Annotated in this window: 15 protein-coding genes and 3 pseudogenes; 9 read left to right on the top strand and 9 right to left on the bottom strand. The window is 59.8% G+C overall.

Going from position 1 to position 16,801, the window contains the following annotated elements; translation table 11 throughout:
* Nucleotides 1–61 precede the first annotated feature (61 nt).
* Nucleotides 62–1,450: a hypothetical protein gene (locus IVB45_RS25520; RefSeq protein ID WP_247362720.1), complete on the top strand. Its 1,389-nt coding sequence runs from the start codon at nt 62–64 to the stop codon at nt 1,448–1,450.
* Nucleotides 1,451–1,750: 300 nt separating this feature from the next.
* On the opposite strand, the pseudogene IVB45_RS25515 reads toward IVB45_RS25520, so the two are convergent.
* A pseudogene (locus IVB45_RS25515) lies at nt 1,751–1,858 on the bottom strand (endonuclease); the annotation flags it as partial.
* A gap of 87 nt (nt 1,859–1,945) precedes the next feature.
* On the opposite strand from IVB45_RS25515, the pseudogene IVB45_RS25510 reads away from it, so the two are divergent.
* The 3 genes and pseudogenes from IVB45_RS25510 to IVB45_RS25505 all read left to right on the top strand — a co-directional run.
* Nucleotides 1,946–2,133, top strand: a pseudogene (locus IVB45_RS25510) (helix-turn-helix domain-containing protein); the annotation flags it as partial.
* Nucleotides 2,134–2,631: 498 nt separating this feature from the next.
* Entirely contained in the window at nt 2,632–2,766 is a 135-nt protein-coding gene (locus IVB45_RS38945; RefSeq protein ID WP_256469449.1) for a hypothetical protein, read from the top strand.
* 161 nt (nt 2,767–2,927) lie between these two features.
* Nucleotides 2,928–3,149: a hypothetical protein gene (locus tag IVB45_RS25505; protein ID WP_247362718.1), complete on the top strand. Its 222-nt coding sequence runs from the start codon at nt 2,928–2,930 to the stop codon at nt 3,147–3,149.
* Between the two features lie 25 nt (nt 3,150–3,174).
* Here the strand turns inward: IVB45_RS25505 and IVB45_RS25500 are convergent, their stop codons facing one another.
* Complete coding sequence (locus tag IVB45_RS25500) at nt 3,175–4,587, bottom strand: O-antigen ligase family protein (protein ID WP_247362717.1); 1,413 nt, start codon at nt 4,585–4,587, stop codon at nt 3,175–3,177.
* A 170-nt stretch (nt 4,588–4,757) separates the two neighbouring features.
* Here IVB45_RS25500 and IVB45_RS25495 point away from each other — a divergent pair, with 170 nt between their 5' ends.
* Nucleotides 4,758–5,087 carry a hypothetical protein gene (locus tag IVB45_RS25495; RefSeq protein WP_247362714.1) on the top strand — a complete coding sequence of 110 codons (330 nt, stop codon included), beginning with the start codon at nt 4,758–4,760 and terminating at the stop codon, nt 5,085–5,087.
* Nucleotides 5,088–5,154: 67 nt separating this feature from the next.
* Here IVB45_RS25495 and IVB45_RS25490 read toward each other — a convergent pair.
* A pseudogene (locus tag IVB45_RS25490) lies at nt 5,155–5,747 on the bottom strand (YqaJ viral recombinase family protein); the annotation flags it as partial.
* A 363-nt stretch (nt 5,748–6,110) separates the two neighbouring features.
* Between IVB45_RS25490 and IVB45_RS25485 the strand changes: the two are divergent.
* On the top strand, nt 6,111–6,674 hold the full coding sequence (locus IVB45_RS25485; protein ID WP_247362712.1) for an HAD family hydrolase: 564 nt from the start codon (nt 6,111–6,113) through the stop codon (nt 6,672–6,674).
* A 554-nt stretch (nt 6,675–7,228) separates the two neighbouring features.
* Here IVB45_RS25485 and IVB45_RS25480 read toward each other — a convergent pair.
* The gene (locus IVB45_RS25480; protein WP_247362710.1) at nt 7,229–8,812 is read right to left on the bottom strand and encodes a recombinase family protein; all 1,584 of its coding nucleotides are present in this window, start codon (nt 8,810–8,812) and stop codon (nt 7,229–7,231) included.
* Between the two features lie 661 nt (nt 8,813–9,473).
* Here IVB45_RS25480 and IVB45_RS25475 point away from each other — a divergent pair.
* Complete coding sequence (locus IVB45_RS25475; RefSeq protein WP_247362709.1) at nt 9,474–9,650, top strand: hypothetical protein; 177 nt, start codon at nt 9,474–9,476, stop codon at nt 9,648–9,650.
* 276 nt (nt 9,651–9,926) lie between these two features.
* On the opposite strand, the gene IVB45_RS25470 is transcribed toward IVB45_RS25475, so the two are convergent.
* The gene (locus IVB45_RS25470) at nt 9,927–10,505 is read right to left on the bottom strand and encodes a hypothetical protein (RefSeq protein ID WP_247362707.1); all 579 of its coding nucleotides are present in this window, start codon (nt 10,503–10,505) and stop codon (nt 9,927–9,929) included.
* A gap of 940 nt (nt 10,506–11,445) precedes the next feature.
* Nucleotides 11,446–11,715, bottom strand: coding sequence for a hypothetical protein (locus tag IVB45_RS25465; protein WP_247362705.1), 270 nt, complete (start codon nt 11,713–11,715; stop codon nt 11,446–11,448).
* A 320-nt stretch (nt 11,716–12,035) separates the two neighbouring features.
* Between IVB45_RS25465 and IVB45_RS25460 the strand changes: the two genes are divergently transcribed.
* Nucleotides 12,036–12,284, top strand: a complete 249-nt coding sequence (locus IVB45_RS25460; protein ID WP_247362703.1) for a hypothetical protein — start codon at nt 12,036–12,038, stop codon at nt 12,282–12,284.
* 25 nt (nt 12,285–12,309) lie between these two features.
* Here the strand turns inward: IVB45_RS25460 and IVB45_RS25455 are convergent, their stop codons facing one another.
* Both IVB45_RS25455 and IVB45_RS25450 read right to left on the bottom strand, forming a co-directional pair.
* Entirely contained in the window at nt 12,310–12,756 is a 447-nt protein-coding gene (locus IVB45_RS25455; RefSeq protein WP_247362700.1) for a ParB/Srx family N-terminal domain-containing protein, read from the bottom strand.
* Nucleotides 12,757–13,371: 615 nt separating this feature from the next.
* Complete coding sequence (locus IVB45_RS25450; RefSeq protein ID WP_247362697.1) at nt 13,372–14,595, bottom strand: AMP-binding protein; 1,224 nt, start codon at nt 14,593–14,595, stop codon at nt 13,372–13,374.
* Between the two features lie 86 nt (nt 14,596–14,681).
* On the opposite strand from IVB45_RS25450, the gene IVB45_RS25445 reads away from it, so the two are divergent.
* A complete protein-coding gene (locus IVB45_RS25445) occupies nt 14,682–15,836 on the top strand; it encodes an AGE family epimerase/isomerase (RefSeq protein WP_247362695.1) in 1,155 nt (384 codons plus the stop codon).
* On the opposite strand, the gene IVB45_RS25440 is transcribed toward IVB45_RS25445, so the two are convergent.
* Nucleotides 15,833–16,675 carry an ABC transporter ATP-binding protein gene (locus IVB45_RS25440; RefSeq protein ID WP_247362693.1) on the bottom strand — a complete coding sequence of 281 codons (843 nt, stop codon included), beginning with the start codon at nt 16,673–16,675 and terminating at the stop codon, nt 15,833–15,835. The two genes, IVB45_RS25445 and IVB45_RS25440, sit on opposite strands and share 4 nt — an antisense overlap.
* Nucleotides 16,676–16,801 lie beyond the last annotated feature (126 nt).

Genomic DNA, 16,801 nt, shown 5'->3' with positions numbered 1-16,801 from the left:
CCAATCGCAGGATCTGGGTTTCTCGTAGATCTGCGCTGCAGGGAAGTGCTGGAGCAATTCCATGGGTTTCAGGAGATTGCGACGGTTTAACCTCGCCGTCGGCGTGGCGGTTACTGCCTACATCGCGACTTCAGGTGCTGCTGCGCTAATTCCATTTTCGTTTGGTCAAGAACAGCTCCGCCTATTGTTCTTTCCCCAGGAAGTTCCTTACGCGTGGATGACCACGCTCGGCTCCCCAACTTACTGGCTCTTATTCGTACTGACGCTTGTAATTGTGCCGATTGCTGCGATTGCTACCGAGAAGATCTTTGCGTCAGCAACGGTCTCATTTCCCGACGAGGTGCCCCTGTGGATTCCCCTCGTTCTGTCCGGCGCCATGATCGCTTTCTGCGTTCACAGGCTGGCTCAGGCCGGCGGCTTGTCCGCGAGCGCGGCGTGGGACCAAAGCCTATGCTACCAAGATAAAATCCTGAGGCGGGTCGAATTATTTAAGTTGCTCGGTAACCATTACTTTTCGTTCGTCTACTCCAGTCTACCCATCGTCGCTTGCTATTTGCTGGCGCGGGGATTGCTTACGCGTGAAAAGACCGCCCTCGGCGCTTGCGCGGGGGTAAGCCTAATCGTTCTTTGGTTGGATGTGGCAACTATTCAGAAGGCGCCGGCGCTTCTCTATGTGCTCGTGCTCGGATTGACATTGGCACTCTCTGGATGCGGCCTCGTGCGCAGCGCGTGCGCGACAATTGCGGTAGGGGGGACGATCTACGTGGCACTGGCTCTGAGCCAGTTTTGCGGAGTTGAGAACCGCGGCCATCCGGAAAGGACCGCCCTGGAATCGTCGCCGCTAGCGAGCCAGCCGGGACCGTCGCCCATGGTTCCATTGGCGGAATCTTCATCCGTGCTGGGCTCGCCATCGGCCGCCGAAGGGGAGCCGTCCGAGAGCGGATTCCATGGAGGGCTGGCGAAGGCCATTCGGATCTTGCGATCGAGCGTATTCCGGATGGCGGTTGGAATTCCATACTATGTGCAGATCTTTTCGGATCCTGATCAACGTTGCGGCATCGTGCGGCCAACCCTCGGCGGACTTCTTGCTCCGCAGCCTTGCTATCCGGCCACCAAAGTGTTTGCGGTGATTTATCCCGCCATCACCTATACGACGGGTTCGCAACCGGCCGGCGTGAGTCTGTCCGGGTATGCAGAGGGGGGACCCTTTTATGCTGTCTTGGCGACCGCGATCGCAGGTTCGCTCATTGGCCTAATTTCGGCCTTGACGCGGCGCAACGATCCCATGAGCATTGCCATGCAGGTGGCTGGCTGCCTCTACGCGTATTACATGACCCAGGTTCCTCTAACCGCGACGCTGCTGGATAGCTATGGCCTCGTCTGGTTGATAGCTCCGCTTGTCGCGATGCGTGCGCTGACATGGATGATCAGCATCAATTTTCAAAAATGAGTTACGACACGTCGCAAGCTGCTCGGTGTTAGTCACCTCCATACTGCCTATTTGGCGTGCTGGACTTGAATTGAGTGGCACACGTCTCCGTGCAAGGCGAGAGCTTGCCGAACGAACGCTTCGAGGTTTCCGTCCTGTCATTATAGGTCCTGCATGCGCGCGGCTTTCGGCCGCCTCCAGCTGTCATCGAAGAACCCGCGCGCCACGCCGTGTGGCTGATGACGACGCGGCAGCTAGTCCGCGTCGTTGACGAGCTTGACTGCTGCACGGCGCCATCTTTCCATACGGATTCGCGCCTCGGAGAGCGTCGAAGCCGATGGCGCCGGACTTGGATCGCTTGGTCTTGATCTCGTGCCCGCTTGCCTCCTTGGCATCCTCGGGCACGAGCTTCTTCAACCCAGCTTTAGAGCGGTTCATCGATTGATTGAATCGGGAGGGATTCCGTCGGGCGGCGGTTTGTGATTCAAGATTAACTGGGTCGGAGGCCAGCATCGGATGGTCCGACCTCTTTCGAATGACTTCGTGAACGAGCCGTGAAGGCGCTGGAATCCGGCGAGAGTTGCCATGCTGTGGCGGCCCGGTTCGATGTTGCAGTGTCGTCCGTCGTGAAGTGGCGGCAGCGCTATCGCGCGACGAGTTCGGTGGCACCAGTCAAGATGGGCGGTCACCCTAAGCCGGTTCTGCGCCGCATCGAGCATCCCTGACGGCGCCGGCGTCGATCTCAGTCTATTGCGGTTGCCCGAGATGCCTTGATCTTCCCGCTGCGCCGGTAGCCGGCCAAAGTTTCGACTTGGCCAAGCCGCGGGATCTAAGCGCCTTCTCGAAGGCATTCCGCCGCGGCGCCGATGCCCTCGGCTTTACCGGGTTCGAGTTTCTCCCCAGCGCTGGGGCGCCTCCCTAGCGAGGCTGTCGAGCGGATCGGCGGAGCGGCATGAGCAACATCCTCACCTTCCCGGGACGCAGCACGGCGCCCGCGGATGCGTTGCGTAACCCGTCGTTCCCTCCGGAGAATGTCGCCGAAGTCGGGGTCCGGTTCGCTGTCCCCACGCTCCACCGGCAAACCCGGCGCCGTTCGGCCGCCAGCATGCACATCCTTCCTCTTCCCAGCTACGAGCTCATCCTGTCGGCGCCCGAGGCCGACTTGGTGAGGGTTGTACGGCTCGACCGGGCGCCCCACGGCAATGACCAAGCTCAACGCCATCCAGCGGCTGCTACAACGCGACCGGGACCATGCCGCGGCCCGCGCAGACTTCCTCACCAAGGCCGACGCCAGGCATCATCACTCGCCGCCTCAACGCCGCCAAGCGGCTCTGTAGCCGCGGGGAAGGCGCCTGGGCCGATTGGTAGTGGAGGGTGCCAGCTCGCCACGGCACATCTCCAGGCGCCTCCTGTGGCTTGCCGGCGCTCGCCATCGGAAAGACTGGCCAGCTACTGCACCCGCCACGGCATAAGCTTCGATTGAATGCACGACGGCTGTATGCAGGGCCTCAAGAAGATGGTCGACGAGCGCCGTCGGCAAGAGGCGCTAGTGCTGCCAGCGGCGGCTTTCGCTGCGAGGTATTCCCAACTCGATCCAGATCAACGGATGGAGGTGACCGCCAAGACCGCCGCTTTCTATCGGAGCGGGACCAATGAAGCGCCGCCGCAGATCACAGAAATCGCGATCGGCAGCGGCCGACGACCCACCGCCGACGATTGAATTGACGAGGACGGGGCCCGCCGGTTCACGCTGGCGGGCCAATTTGGGCGGCCTTGAGCTTTGACTTTCGAACAACAGGCAGGCCGGCACGAGTGACACACTGGCGGCTTGCGCTAACGGCATAACCGAGAAATAAGAATAGGTATGCGTCGCGGCTTATCCTCCCATGACCCATGCTCATGCAGAACATGAATGTCAGCACGCAAATGGCGAAACGCGCCTCCTGACTAGAAGGTGCCTGCGAGAAAGCTTTTTGTCCTGCGAGCAGCACCAGAATCAACAAGGCTACACTGGCAGGCCAGCCAAATTCGACGGCAACCTGAAGCACACTATTGTGCACTTCATTCTTCTCGACCAGGCAAGACGCATCCATGAAACGGTCTAAACCGACGCCAATTAGCATAGTCTGGGGCAGGAGCTGAAATGCCTCCCGATAGAGCTGCTTGCGGATTTCGATTGTGTTCCGTTGGTCGACCCCGACGCATCTCGACTGATCTGGCATCCCCGGTGGTCGGCCTGGTGTCGTTGCCTCTGCGGCCACGGGCAAAGGCAGAGGGGTGGTTTCAGCATTTCCCAGCCCGAGGGCTTCAACGCCGAATTTGATGTACAGTGCGGCTGTTGAAGGTCGACTGAGTTGGCCAGCCAAGAAGGCAAGAACAAGCGCTCCAGCGACCACATAGAGCGCCTTTCGATCCTTCGCAGGAGTAGAGATAGCTGCGACTGCCAGCATGCTCGCGATAGAGACAAAGGAAAATCGCACCATGGCCGACGCAATGATTGCCGTAGGCAGGGCTGCTGCAATGGCCATTTTCGCTGCTTGTTCAAGCGTCAACGGTCGCGCCACAAGCGCGGCGACGGTAAAAGCCAGTGCAATTGCGAAGTAGAGCTGGGCGGCACCGTACTTCCCGAAAACGAACACCTTGCCAACGCTATCGACATATCCTGGTCCTGCATTGATCGCGGCGAGGATAGTGATCGCACCGATTACGACGATCGTGGCGCTTGTGATTGTGAATGTCGGCTCAATCGGGGCACCGGCGAATACCCGACCGGCGGGATAGGCGGCAACTGTTAGTGCGAGCAAGGCCAATTCTTTCGGATCCGAAAATCCGTGGAGAGCGATAGAGACCGTGGTCCCGGCAAGAAAGACGCAAAACGCAAGATCTGCCCTGTGAACAGAAAGCGATTTCCAATTCCCAAGCAGCAGGAGCGCTAGCGTGGTCCCCCCTAAAAACGCGGCTGTAAAAACGGACGAGGTATCAAAGAACTCGTGAGCAAACATTAGGATTGGGCCGCTTGATACAAAACACGCCAGACTTAGCCCTCGCCAAAACGCTCTAGACAAAACAGGCAGTTTCCAGAGCGCTGCCAAAAAGAGCGCGGTTCCCAGCACGGTGAATCCAAGCTTATCGGTGTCCTCGTAGAGAAAATCCCACATGTTCCCGTTCTCCTCAACCTGGGTAGGGACGGATTCGCAGTTAAGCCAATCGTTGGTTGTCCGTGCTTAGCTATATGCGTCCGATTTGCTTCACAATGGAGACCCGAAGCACCGTTAAGAGAATCCGAGATCTTGACAATCGGCGGTGATCTGGCTTCGGTGCAGCCCGCATGCAGCAACATCAGCAAAACATCGACGAGCTCGCGCGCATGGAGCGCATCTGCCTAAATCTCGCCGGCGGCGCGACCATGCCGGAGGAGCGGGCAGGGCTGCTCGAGATGGCTAGCAACTACGCGGCCGCCGGACAAGCTTACCCCAAGCCGAAAGGAAGGAAAGAACGCGACGGACGCGATGGATCAGGATTCGGGCAGGCCCCTTGTTTTCCTTGCGAAAGTAACAAGGCGGCATCTGATAGTACGATGCCGCCCGAACTCCAAAACCGGGTAGGCGCGGGTTCGAGCCCTGCCACTCCTGCCAGCGAAATCAAATACTTAGTCTAGAGAGCTCGTGCTCCCCCTGGGCGTCCTTGGGCGGAGATAGGTTGCCACGAACTCGCCCCAAGCAATTGACCAAGCCAAACGCCTCCAGCCTTGGTGGTGGCGTTTCGATGTTGAAGAGCAGAGGCGTCTCGCCGCTCTGAACGCAGCGCCAAAACTTCTTCTCAGCGGTAAGGAGCAGATGCTGATAGAGCGGGTCAGCGTGGATTTTGATCTCAACCCATTTGCCACCGCCGGTGATAATCGAGAGTTCGGACGAGCGAGCGACGACCCCACATATTATGCTGCAGCTGGGCCATATGCGTTTCGGCGGCGGCCTCTTCCGTGAACGCCTAGGGTAGCATGAACTTGGCTCGAACATCGCTCCGGTCTGCTCGACCATGCCATCGAGTGTGCCGCCATCCATTTGTGCACCGGGTGCCTAACTCGCTTCTGGATGTCCGAGATGGTTTGTCCCGTCGAGCGCTGGTATCAGGCGCGATTGAGGACCTCTGTTATCGTGCCGAGCTGGACGATGAGATTATCCGAGAGATCTTCTGGTGCGACCTCTCCACGTTTCTCTTGCCAAAGGCGGGTGAGCTTGTCTTAGTCGTCGCCCATGATGACACGCGCATCCGAGCCGCCGATGAAGTGGCGGCGGTCATTGGGGTTGAACCTGATGATATGATTGGGCGCATCGACGCCGTGAAGCCTCGCGTCTGCGAGGCGAGATACCGGCGCTAGGATCGAAGGTGGCACCCGGTCGAATCAGTAACGCTCCAATCGCGCATGAAGGCCAGTCCTTTCTGCAGCAACAATCTTGCTCGTTTTGCGGCAGGAATGGCTCTTGTTCTCACGCTGTTGGACAAGAACGAGACGGGGCTGACCGGTATAAGCCGACAAAACGAAGCCAATTCTCGCATGAACAGCGAAGACCTGGATGCAAAAGGCGCTCGCAGCGAACGATGTTGTCCGGTAGCATGAATGCAATAAAAGCCTTGATTGTCGGAAGATCGGGGGGCACCCCTTAACTTGGGCCTATGAAAATTGAAGCGTCCGGCAGTATTTTTCGATCGTGATGGCGTCCTCAATGAGGACGATGGCTACGCTTTCGATCCCGGCAAGATCCGGTGGGTCGACGGAGCTCAAGAGGCCGTCAAAGCAGCCAATGACGCCGGGTACCTTGCGTTTGTCGTGACCAACCAGTCAGGAATTGCGAGGGGTTTTTACGAGGAGCAGCAAGTTCGCAATCTGCACGAATGGATGTCGCGTGAGCTTGCTATTGTAGGCGCGCATATCGATGCATTCGAATTTTGTCCACATCATCCCGACGGGCTGATCCAGCGTTACCGTGTCCTCTGCGACTGTCGTAAGCCGCAGCCGGGGATGATAAAAGCTCTGCTCGAGCGGTACGCGGTGGATGTGGATGCTAGCTTCCTGATCGGCGACAAGCAGAGCGATCTTGCTGCGGCGCAAGCAGCCAGCATTGCGGCCTATCTGTTTGATGGGCAAAACCTGCATACGTTCATTGCCCCGTTGTTGAGGGATCGCTCCCACGATCCCCCGCATCAAGCACGGTCGCATCGCGGAGGCGCGGGAGGGAAGGATTGATGCCGTTGAGTTTGCGATTGATTGATCGCTGACAATCGAAACAAGCGAAACAAGCGAGGCAAGTTGGCGTCAAACCGGCAAATCGAAGCCAATCGCGCAAATGCAGCGAAGAGTACGGGCCCGCAAACAAGCGCTGGTAAAGCAGCATCGAGCCGCAACGCCTATCGGCATGGTTTATCTCGTTGGGACGAAGCCGCTGGTTCTGCTTCCGCCGGGTTCGATACAGCCTTTGCGGAGGAACTCAGCGGTCAGTCAATGGAAGCCGCACTCTAAGATCTGGCTCAAGCCAGGAACCGACAGGATCGTCTCCGCACTCTTAGGCTATATTTGATCATGGCCGTGATTGAGGGGGCTGACCGAAGGCAAATAAGAGAACTCTCGGGGCTGGAGCGGTACGAGAAGGCTGCCGTTTCGCGGCAGCGACGCGGCCTCAGGCGCGTCAAGCCCAGCAACGGGTGAGGACCACAAAACGGTAGGACCAATCGCAGCGAGTCATTGCGCGGGATGTTCGAAGCCATGGAGGCTCGCGGGAGTGAAGCGGAGGGGCTGCTGCCCTATGTCGACGGGGCCGCCACTTTGGTCATGATTGCTCGCAAGACGTCCTCGATTGTGGGGCAACGATAGGCCGCAAATCGGGAGCGAGGCGTCGCCGTGAGATTAATTCGCTCTTTGGCCATTTCACTCAGCGGCAATAAAAAATAGTCCGTCACCTGTCTGTTTGTTGCTGGATCCAGCCTCAGCGCCAAAATGAGCTCGGCGGGTTCGATAATCCGTCGATGTACCAGCCAAGCGGGCGCATGCCGTGGAGCGATGTAGTAGCGCGCCATCCGAAGAGAAATGGCCAGCCTGCCGCCAATAGTCAGCACTTTGGTGTCCTCGTCCAAGATGGCCGCAGCGCCCAGGGCTCGAATGCGCGCCGCAAGCTTCGATCCCTGTTGCCGCAGTTCAGCATCAGACTGTCGGCGCGCGTCGAGGTAATCAAAATCACGATCAGAGTTGACATAGCCGACCCGCTGGAAGGCTTCGCGCAGGCTGCCGAAACGGTATGCATAAAGAGGCGGGCTCGGCACGCCCTCCGTCGCCGCCATTATCGAGACACTCAACTTCCCGTTTGCCACGAGCGCGTCTCGCAGCTTCTTCAACAATTGCTCGTCCGAAAGCCTGACATACTGCTCTTTCAGAAGCTGTTGAGCTTTGAGAAAAACGCTTCTGTCAACGATTGGCTCATACAAACCCGTCGCTCTGACCCATGATTCGGGTGGGTTCTTTTTCATCACCTGCTTGAGCCGGAATGACTTGCGGTTATAGACGCTGTTGCCAATGTAGGCTTCGTTGCTCAATATGTTGCGGATCATCCCTTCGGACCATGGCGTCCCCCTGTGATTTGGAACTTGTTCTTTGTTGAGCAAGCGTACGATGGACGCTTGGGATCGTCGACGGAGGACATACTCTCGAAATATCTGTGCGACGATTTGCTGCTCTTGTTGGGGTCCGGGTTTGATTAGCACGCGGTCTGTTTGCAGATGCTTGCGTTGACCTCTGCCCAGAATGATGCCTCTCGGGCAACGATTTTCGTCGACTAGTTCGCGCTGCAGCCCGTAGCTGACGGCACCGCCCTGCTTAAAGCCGAGGCTGGCAACGCGGCAGGCACCGGCGTGAACCTTGACGGATAACTCTCTTGAGTACTCCGCCGCCATCACCCTTTTCAGATTTTTCACAATACTCGCGATCACGCTCCCATCGTTGTCGAATTCCTCGGCACAGTAGCAGACTTTGATCCCAGTCTGGCGGCAGGTGAATTCGTAGTACGCACTCTCATCAACGTCCTGGAATCTGCCCCACCGACTGACGTCGTAAACCAGGATATGATCAAAGTCTGCCCGCCCGCTGCGGACGTCGTCTATGAGCTCGATCAATCCCTCGCGGCGGTGAATGCGAAGTCCGCTCCGACCCTCGTCCGCGTAGGTGCGAACAATGATCAGATCGTGCTGCGCGGCATAGACGGCGATGGCCGCCGCCTGGTTTTGGGTCGAGTATCGCTGATGGTCCGTTGACATACGCACATATTGGGCTGCACGCCCAGTTCTGGTCGGCGACAGAACATCAGCCCGAGGGCGAATGATCAGTGCGTTGGCCATGTTTTGCCTCCGCCACGATATTGCGAGCCGATCCTATCACCAACCAGGCCACGAAGAGATATGCTCGCCGACCCAATTCAGCACAACTGAGCAGATGATCGATGCCAAGCCGGTCCAAAGCCAGGATCGCCCCCGCGCGGCGCTGATAGATCTCAGATACAGAAATGCGCCGAGGAGAAGACCGTAATTTCGTCTGAAGTCGCCATTTAGCCGGGCGATCTTCGACAGCTCGCTAGACGCTTGGACTTCCTCTGCCAACCGGCTGCTCCTTCAATTTCTCAAGACCAGCACCCTATAAACTCCTGTTTTGCCCGACGGAGCAAGCAATATTTCGGCAAACCGAAATGGTGCGAAGTTCCGAGAGCCCCAAACTGGAGTCCCCGAGGATCGTAGGCAACAAACGCTTGCCTCGGAAGAGCTGAGCGGCCTCTTTGCCGAGCAGAGTTCAAGCTGGCATAAGCAATTGTTAGATATTGCCTCCCTGGAAGTAACGGTTTTCGGTTCGAGAAATAGATGAACGATTGCTCGCGGTTGTGGTGATGCTACTTGTGCCGATAACGTGCCTGAATGCCCGTCAACGATCGTCGGCGCCGGCTCGCAATCCTGTACCGCGTGGATGAAGAAGAACCCGGTCGTAAAGGCGGCGTTCGAATCCTGAGTCGTGGGCTTCGTCAGCGGGCTCAACGTGAGTGCCGACAGGGAAATTGTCGGCGGCGGCGATTTCTCCGCGATTGTCGCTTGGATGGACCGGCGCTGCAAATCCAATTCTTCAGATCAAATCGGAGTCGCAGCTCTGGATCTAGCGATGGAATTGGCAGGCAACGCGGCGAAGCGGTGATCTGTTGGCCTCGCCGGTTGCCGTGTGGCCGCTAACAGTCCTTAGACGCGCGCGCGCTGACGGGCGACTAGCAATTTTGCCGCTAAGTGTGGAGTCCGCGCAGTTCATGATAGGATTACGGAGCCGGCCTGAATCGCGGAGACACATGTGCGGATCAAGCTACCCGAGACAGACCTCAAGTCAGTGCAAAGCCTTGGTAGCATTGAGCTCAAAGACGAAGGCGGCGGACACGTCGGCCAGTACTTTTTCGGAAAGGGTCACGGCAGAACCGTCTTCCTATTCGGGAAGTACAGGGGCACGTTCAAGACCCACGCTGAGTGTCAAGCTTTCATCGATGGTGTGACGGCTGTCATCGATAACCGCGGAGCCTGGAGCGAGGCGACTAGTTGACCTGAGTTTATTGATTGGAACCTTGCTGTCAGCTTTTCGGCCCAAGCGGACGCCGCGCTGCTTAGGCTGCTCAGCAATTACGCAACGCCAGGCCCTGCTGCTTTTTGACCGCTGCTCGGGACGCGCTGCGACTCTTTGAAGCCGCACCGTAATGGCGGTGGCAAGACCTGTGACGATCAGGTAGGCGGGAGACATGTTCCACCAGGGCCCTTCGAAGACCAGATAAGAGAACAATCCCGCCGTCGACGCGATGAAGCCGAGCCAGGCAAGTCTCGCAAAGCGAAATCCAGCTTCGCCACGCCAAAGATCAAGCACGAGGTAGAACACGAGAAAGGTGTTGCCAAGCGCCGCCGGCAGTAAACCCATGATGATCCCGCTTTCGAAGGCAAGATGGGATAACACGCCGCCGACCTGCGCAATCGCCGCGAAGGGCATATAGCGGCGGATTGAGGCAGGCGAGCGCAATGGACGCAAGTTCGAACGCGTAGAAGCACCGCTCGTGCATCTTGGGGAGCAGGTACGGGATCAGCATGAGAGATACACACGCCGCGAGCAAAATAAACTCCGGACCCGTTCGCCTGGAATGCGCGATGAACATTGACAGGGCAAGTCCGCTGCAGCCGGAAGCACTAGGCCGATGGCGGCTCCGATCTCGTAGGCGCTACCCCAGCCAACGCCCAGATGTTCGCTGCATTCATTGTGAGGCGTCGGAATGTGTGAGCTTGTTCTAAATAGACACCTACTACGGACGCCAAGGATCTGCCAGCGACAAAAACTGGAATTGCGAAAGCCACATAGATCCCAGGAACAGCGGCGAGCCATGCCGGGTGGATCCTACGGCGCAGTAGCATGCCTAAAAATAGGGGTCCTAGAAAACAGCTACCGTGAAAGGCAAAACGCCATTTCGGTCCCGCATGAACATCGCTACGGAGACGAGCGTAAAGAAGGTCCAGATTGAATCGGCCTGTCCCCACATTGCGCAGTTGAAGAGCACCGTCGGCGCGAACCAAAGCAGCGCAGAAGGCCAAAGACGCGCGCAATACCACCTTTGTAGCTCGCCAGACGATCTGAGCCACAGTGATCGCGCAGCCCAGCTCGAATACCGCCGAAATCGCCTTCACGAGGGACAGTGGCTGAGGAGCCGATTGGGGCGTCGACTTACTTTAATCACGGATTGGAATTGCGGCGGGCCGATCTCGATGGCGTCCTCGGCAAGGCCCGACTGTACCTAGATGATGGCGCGGCGTTTCGGCCCTGAATATTGGCGGCTCGTTAGCTAGAGGTTTTTGCGGGCTTTTGGCGGCCGACCAAGCTTGGGTCGCGGCAGCCCTGATCTGTGTGGAAGCGCAACGACAAGCAGCCGAAGCTGCATCGCCGCGAGGACCTTCAAAACTAAGGCTGAGATTTAGATCCACGTTGCCGCCAAATGTCTTGTACATCGTTCTCCGCTCGATCTCTGCCTGCCAGCCAGGGAGGAGACATTCTGAAACATTACAGCTTCTTTCAATGCGAGGGCTGCTTCATCCAAGGAAGTGCTCGCAAGGCCTTGCGTCAGTCGCTTGCCTGAAATCCCCTTTTGAAATTGGGTGTGCTTAGGCGGTTTGCCGTAACCAGCCTGGTAATCCTTTTCGCCGGCGGCGCCTATCCGTCTATTTGCCTGATCATGATCGGTCATGTTGTCCCCCTTTGTGACCGTGAAGTGCGCAACGGCCGAGGCTTCCTCCGGCCGGGCTGTTATCGTTCTGTTCGAAATCGGTGCGAGCCTTCGGTGTGTCGACGGATCAGACCGTCCAGAGCCTAGCGGCTTCCAGCAGGCGCTCGATCTGTTCAAGTATCTCAGCCTCGCCGCGCCGCTTCCGCTCCTCGATGACAGCTTCCAGCCCGCACGCGGCAGCTAGGATTGCAAAAGTTTCGGGACATCCTGATCGGAGGTCTTGGACCATCCGCATGATCCATGCCTGCCACACCGGCATGGAGACCTGACTCCCCTGCACCGTGACCGTTAAGCTCGTGATAATCGTCCGCCTTGGTGGCATCGCCGCATCGGACGCGGTGATCAGCGCATTCCCATTGATCACCTCTCAGAGAGACCGCAGGGCCTTCCAGGAGCGGGATGTTCTTGTCCGCTGCATCTGCGCGTTCGCGCTCATTTTGGTCGTCGACAATGATTTGATCGACCTCGCCGGTATCGAAACCGGTGAGCCGCGGATCGAACGAGATTTCGACGCCTTGCGGGTTGAATAAGAATGAAAATTCCTCGGACAGGATTTCAAGGTCCCAAGAGCCCAGTTCGGCCAGCCTGTTGTCCGAGATAGCAAGTGCGCGCTTTTGTGCTGGCGTAAGGTGCGTCCAGTCTGACGACCGGGAGGTGCGTCAACCCGATACGTTTGGCTGCTGCATATCGCGCGTGTCCAGCGATGATCTTGTTGCGCTCATCGACCAGCAGCGGCGTCGTGAAGCCGAACTCCTCGATATTGGCGCAAAGCAGCGCGATCTGACGTTCCGGATGCTTCTTGGCGTTTCGGTCATTGACGACGAGGTCGTTCGTATCGACGATTTCGACGCATTCTGCGCGGATACGCGCATCGAGCTTGATGCGGGGATCGAGCGGCAGCGCTTGATGCTCGCGCGGCAAAGCGGGAGGGGCGAGCGGCTCCTCATCGACGCGAATGACGTGTGGTGTAGGTTTAGCTTTCTTGTTGAAGATTGTCGGCATAGCTGCCTCCTAAATTCAGGAGGCTGTCGATCTGCGGAGGGTGTCGCTGCAGAACACAAGCCCCCCTTGGTTGGGAACTAGGTTCATGCCGCCGACGCCCTTTAGACCATCGCAACGCCATGTCTTCAACGGAGGGATTTCTCCCTACAACGCTCAGGCACCAAGACGAGGCACACCTCGACTGTTGCTTGCCCGAACCATAGGTTAAGCTATATCTTGTGGCAATACCGAAGATCGCCACTGGGTGTCGCTCCTCGACACCCAGAGTCAGTCGCTGGTGAGATTCCCGATCATGAATTCTCGCCCGCGCCTAGCTTGCCTAGGCTCCAAATTCCCTGCTGATCGCTTCAAAATTCCCTGCGGTGGCGCTTTGTAATTCCCTGCTCGTGGGATTGCATTCGCATAGCTGCCGAGGGCTCTGCTGTCGCAAGGCTCTGTAATCACGAGAAATTCGGAGAGCGCGGGCGGGCTGGTGGACCGCTTGAACCGCGTATCTCCGTGAGATTCCCTGCCCGCAGGGAATTCGTTGCCGCCCGCTCGCGTGAAGCGCTTGCTCCACGTGCTTGCACCAGCCAGCGGATCGGCGGCCCGTTCTGTTGGAGAGCCGCTCTATGTCTATCGCTCGTCCGCGATCACCTTGCCGTCGTTCGGAAGCGCGCCGGGCCTCACGAATTCAACCTCGCCTCCGAGCTTCGTCACTGCGCGCAAGGTGCCTGCAATCTCCTCGCGCAACGCGTCGTTCGCGACCGCCGTCTCCGCTTTCAGCGTCATTGCATCGGCCTCGCCCTGACGCGTGACGACGAGGCGTAATCTTCCGAGCGCGGGATGGCGGTTGCCGATCTCGGCGACCTGCTCCGGGCGGACGAACATGCCCTTGACCTTGGTGGTCTGGTCGGCGCGGCCCATCCAGCCCTTAATGCGCATGTTGGTGCGCCCGCAGGGGCTTGTGCCCGGCAGTGCCGCGGTGAGGTCGCCGAGAGCGAGTCGGATCCAGGGATGGTGCGGGTCGAGCGAAGTCACGACAATCTCGCCGACGTCGCCGGAGGCCACGGGATCGCCGGTGCCGGGCTTGACGATCTCCATGACCAGATCCTCGTTCACGACCATGCCGTCGCGCGCGCTCGTCTCGAAGGCGATGAGGCCGAGATCGGCGGTGCCGAAGGCCTGGTAGGCGTCGATGCCGCGCGCCTTGATCTCCGCCTGGAGCGAGGGCGGGAAGGCCGCGCCCGAGACCAGCGCGCGCTTGATCGAGGAGACGTCGCGTCCTGAGCTTGCGGCAGCATCGAGCAAGATCTTCAGGAAGTCCGGCGTGCCGCTGTAGCCGACGGGACGGTAGGCCTCGATCAGCTCGAATTGCTGCTCGGTATTCCCTGGACCGGCCGGGATCACGGCGCAACCGAGCGCGCGGGCCGACGCATCGAAGATGAAGCCGCCGGGGGTGAGATGATAGCTGAAGGTGTTGAGCACGATGTCGTCGGGCCGGAACCCGGCCGCGAACAGCGCCCGTGCGCCGCGCCACGGATCGGCCTGCCGCCCCTCCGGCTCGAAAATCGGGCCGGGGGAAGTGAAGAGGCGGGCGAAGGAGCCGGGCGCCGCCGCGACGAACCCTCCGAACGGCGTGGAGGCCTTGTGCAGGGCCGGGAGTTCCGACTTGCGCAGCACTGGGAGGCCCGCCAATGCCGCCCTGGAGGTCACGGTAGCCGGATCCAGCCCTTTCAGCCGATCAGCATAGGCGGGCGCGGTCATCGCAGAGCGCAGCACGCCGGGCAGGCGGGCGAACAGATCGGCCTCGCGCGCGGCTTGCTCGCGCGTCTCGAGGGCGTCGTAATGGGCGGTCATGGCTGATCTTTCCGTGTTGGCATCCGTTGCGTGCCGCCGCCGGCATGGGTATCAGACGGCCATGGACGAGGTTTGAAGAGGACGCGATGGCGGACGAGGGAATCAGTGCGGAGGACGAGGCGTCGGACGTCGTGCCACGCCTGAAGCGCCGCATGATCGACGAGGCGCTGCCGTTGTGGTCGACGGTCGGCTGGGACCATGGCGCGGGTGGTTTCATCGATCGGCTGCATCGTGACGGCACGGCGGACGTGACCGCGCCGCGCCGGGTGTTCGTGCAGGCCCGCCAGATCTGGTGCTACGCCAAGGCTGCGCAGATGGGCTGGTACCCTGAGGGGCGCGCCGTCGCACTGAAGGGCCTCGAGCATCTGCTCGCCAAGGCAAAGACGCCCGACGGCCGGCCCGGCTACGTGCACCGGCTGACGCCGGAGGGCGCGGTGCTGGACGCCCGCCGCGACGCCTACGACCACGCCTTCATCCTGTTTGCGCTCGCGGCCGTCTATGCGCTCGACCAGGACGCACAAATTCGCACCGAGATCGATGCGCTGCTCGCCTTCCTCGATGGCCATCTGCGCTCGCCGCACGGCGGCGTCCACGAAGGCCTTCCGGTCTCGCTGCCGCGCCGGCAGAACCCGCACATGCATCTGTTCGAGGCGATGATCGCGTGCTTCGACGCAACCCACGACTTGTCGTTCCAGAACCGTGCCGGCGAGTTCTTCGCGCTGTTCCTCGCCAATCTCTACGACAAGCGGACGCGCGCGCTCGGCGAATATTTCGAAGAGGACTGGTCGAAGATCGCGCCGGTCAGCGTCGAGCCCGGCCACCAGGCGGAATGGGTCTGGTTGCTGAAGGGGTTCGAACGCATCACGGGCTGCCCGACCGGACAGCGGCGCGCCGAGCTGCTGGAAACCGCGCTGCGCTATCGCGACGAGGCCACCGGCTGCCTGATCGACGAGGGTGACGACGCCGGCAACATTCGCCGCACTACGCGCCGGCTGTGGCCACAGACCGAGATTGCGAAGGCGTGGATCGCGCAGGCCGAATCCGGCGAGGCGGGCGCGGCGGACGAGGCGCGCATGGCACTGGCGCGGCTCGAACGGCATTATCTCAGCCATCCCGTGCGGGGCGGCTGGTACGACCAGTTCGAGCGCGACGGCAAATCGCTGATCGACACCATTCCTGCGTCGTCGTTCTATCATGTTCTCTGCGCAGTCACGGAAGCGGAACAGGTATTGGAAGGTTAAAGCCAGCGCTTGCGCCGCTTGAAGCTTTTGAGGTTCTTGAAGCTCTTGCGCTGGTCGCCGGCGCCGCCAAGGTAGAATTCCTTGACGTCCTCGTTGTCGCGCAATTCGTCCGCGGTGCCGTCGAGCACGACCTTGCCCTGCTCCATGATGTAGCCGTGGCTTGCCACCGACAGCGCGGCGCGGGCGTTCTGCTCGACCAGGAGAATGGTGACGCCGAGGTCACGGTTGATCTTGTGGATGATCGAGAACACCTCTTTCACCAGCAGAGGCGACAGGCCCATCGAGGGCTCGTCCATCAGGATCATCTTCGGGCGCGCCATCAGTGCGCGGCCGATCGCGAGCATCTGCTGTTCGCCGCCGGAGAGATAACCGGCAAGCCCGGTGCGCTCCTTCAGACGCGGGAAATAGTTGAAGACCATATCGAGATCGGCGCCGACCTCGCGGTCCCTGCGGGTGAAGGCGCCGAGCTTGAGGTTTTCCAGCGAGGTCATGTCGGCGACGATGCGCCGGCCCTCCATCACCTGGAAGATGCCGCGGCGGACGATCTTGTCGGGGTCGATGCCATTGATCCGCTCGCCTTCGAACAAGATTTCGCCACGCGTGACTTCGCCGTCCTCGGTCTTGAGCAGTCCGGAGATCGCCTTCAGCGTCGTCGACTTGCCGGCGCCGTTGGCGCCGAGCAGCGCCACGATCGCGCCGTTGGGCACGTCGAGGCTGAGACCGCGCAGCACCAGGATGACGTCGTCATAGACGACCTCGATGTTGCGCACGGCAAGGAGAGGCGGTGCGGGTACGATGCCGGGGGAGGGACGAGCTGCTGCTTCGTGAATTTCGGTCATGCCTCATACTCCGCTGTCGTCGCCCGGCTTGACCGGGCGACCCAGTATTCCAGAGACGCCTGAGACTCACGGAGAGGCCCCGGCGTACTGGATCCCCCGCTCCAGTGCGCGCTGCGCACAAGGCGG

Origin of the sequence: Bradyrhizobium sp. 4 (assembly GCF_023100905.1) — a bacterium.
GTDB lineage: Bacteria > Pseudomonadota > Alphaproteobacteria > Rhizobiales > Xanthobacteraceae > Bradyrhizobium.
This window is presented reverse-complemented; position numbering and strand designations above follow the sequence as displayed.